The sequence below is a fragment of the Prevotella falsenii DSM 22864 = JCM 15124 genome, assembly GCF_000613945.1.
Classification (GTDB): Bacteria; Bacteroidota; Bacteroidia; order Bacteroidales; family Bacteroidaceae; genus Prevotella; species Prevotella falsenii.
Map to the genome: position 1 here is coordinate 1 of NZ_BAJY01000071.1, position 2218 is coordinate 2218.

General features: G+C 38.6%; 1 protein-coding gene. It reads right to left on the reverse strand.

The window, feature by feature from the left end; genetic code table 11:
* Positions 1-28: 28 nt before the first annotated feature.
* The gene (tet(Q), locus tag JCM15124_RS12420) at positions 29-1954 is read right to left on the reverse strand and encodes a tetracycline resistance ribosomal protection protein Tet(Q) (RefSeq protein ID WP_002560998.1); all 1926 of its coding nucleotides are present in this window, start codon (positions 1952-1954) and stop codon (positions 29-31) included.
* Positions 1955-2218: the final 264 nt, after the last annotated feature.

Below are 2218 nucleotides of genomic sequence, written 5' to 3' on the forward strand. Positions count from 1 at the left end.
GCCTTATAGAAATTTCCTGACCGCTCCATTATTTTGATGACATTGATTTTTGGAACATGAATAAAAGTTTATCTTTTTCGTTCATGCGGATATTATCAGAATAATCGCCTTTTGTTATTTGATACCCGCATGGCTTGACCATAAAAACGCCTAAGCCCTTAGTGTATGAACTTACTTCTGAGGCGTAGTCTTTACTTGTATTTAATGGAACTTTCCCTTTAATATGACACCACTCATTATTGCAACTGATGTCTTCAATCTCAGACATCATTTTTTGCAAATCTGTAATAGCTTTGGAACTTGCCGCTTGGGGTATCTGCAACTCAAAATAGAGCATCGGTTCGAGAATGTCCACACCTGACTGTTGCAAGGCCAGCCTGAAGACATAAGGGGTCAGCTGTCTGAAATCAGCAGGTGTACTTACCGGGCTATAATACTCGGCTTGAGTAAAAGTTACTTTCAGATCAGTCACTTCCCATCCATGTAAACCAGATTGGCAAGACATACGAATCCCTTCAAAAACGGCATTTTGAAAAGAATGGTTCAGATAACCATAGGAGATGTCACTTTCGATTTGCAACCCTGTCCCTAACGGCAAGGGTTCAAGCGTCAGCCCTATTGTGGCCCAGTAAGGGTTGGGTGGCACTTCGATCTGAATAATCTTATTGACCTTTTTTACAGGTCGTTCTTTGTAGATAGTCTTGATCTCATCAAAATGGACCTTTACGGAAAATCGTTCTTCCAGCAATGTCTGTATGATTTCCTTTTGTGTCAAACCATATAACGAGATTTCCAATTCATCACTATATGAGTTTATGGAAAAGGACAAAGACGGGTCTTCAATCCACAATGTATTCAGAGCGGATATCACCTTGCTTCTCTCTTCGGACCTGTCTGGCCGGACGGAGGATTTGAGAGCGGGATGCTGATGAGATAACCCTTGAATCAAACAAGGTTTAGTACCTAAATAATCTCCGATTCGAAAATCTTCCATATCTTCTACAATCGCGATATCATTGGCCCCCACTTCATCAACATTTATCTCTCTGCCCTGATAAATAGTCTTTAGATTTTTAATCTTGATGAATTTTTCCGAATCGTTGATTCTTACAATGTCTCGAAGTCTCAGACTTCCGTCAATTATTTTTAGAAAACTTCTTTTATGTCCTTTGGGGTCATGCTCTATCTTATAGAGATAAGCTGAAAGTCTGTTTGAGACTGATTCTGGAGGAAGTATAAAAGAAGAGATGGCGTCCAACAACTCATTGATACCGATATTGAACATTGCTGATCCATGTAGTACCGGATAGACTTTGGCTTTTGCCACAAGATCGATTATCGTATTCCAATAATCAGCCGGTGAAATTTCGCTATCCGCCAAATATCGTTCTAATATATTGTCGTCATGGTTGCATACAAATTCTTTGTATTCTTCCTTTATATATGTTTGGGAGCAAATCGGATAAACCAATCCATCGACAACAGTTTGCATAAACAGGACATCTTGAGACAGATTTGTTTTTATATCCAGATACAAACGCTCTAAATTCACACCGTCACGGTCAATTTTATTGATAAATATAATTGTCGGGATTTGCAGTTTTTGTAAAGTATTGAACAGCAACTTTGTTTGCGCTTGTATGCCTTCCTTTGCGGATAAGATGAGGACTGCTCCATCAAGCATTTTGAATGTCCGCTCCACTTCCGCAATAAAATCCATGTGTCCCGGAGTGTCAATGATATTGCATTTCACTCCATTCCAGATAATAGATGTCGTAGAAGCCCGAACAGTAATTCCTCTACGTTTCTCTATATCCATAGAGTCTGTTATGGTGTCACCATTATCCACACGGCCGCACTTTTCCGTTGCTCCACTGGCAAACAGCAGATTCTCGGTTACGGAAGTTTTTCCTGCATCAATGTGAGCAAGAATTCCTAAATTTATAATATTCATTTGGATTAAGCAATAATATACTACAATAGATGCATTGTCGAAACGCACCTTTTAATACCTCCTCGTAGCATGTGAGAACTACAGGATTACTAACTCGTATTAATATGTATATTATTACTGCCGCATAACGATTACAAAATTACACAAAAAAATATATCTAACAAAAGTGGGAGGATTTTTTAACTTTTTACCATAGACATTTTATTAGGGAAGCGTAGGTTCAACTGGTAAGTACAAATAAGTAGAAATGTTTGAACAACAACG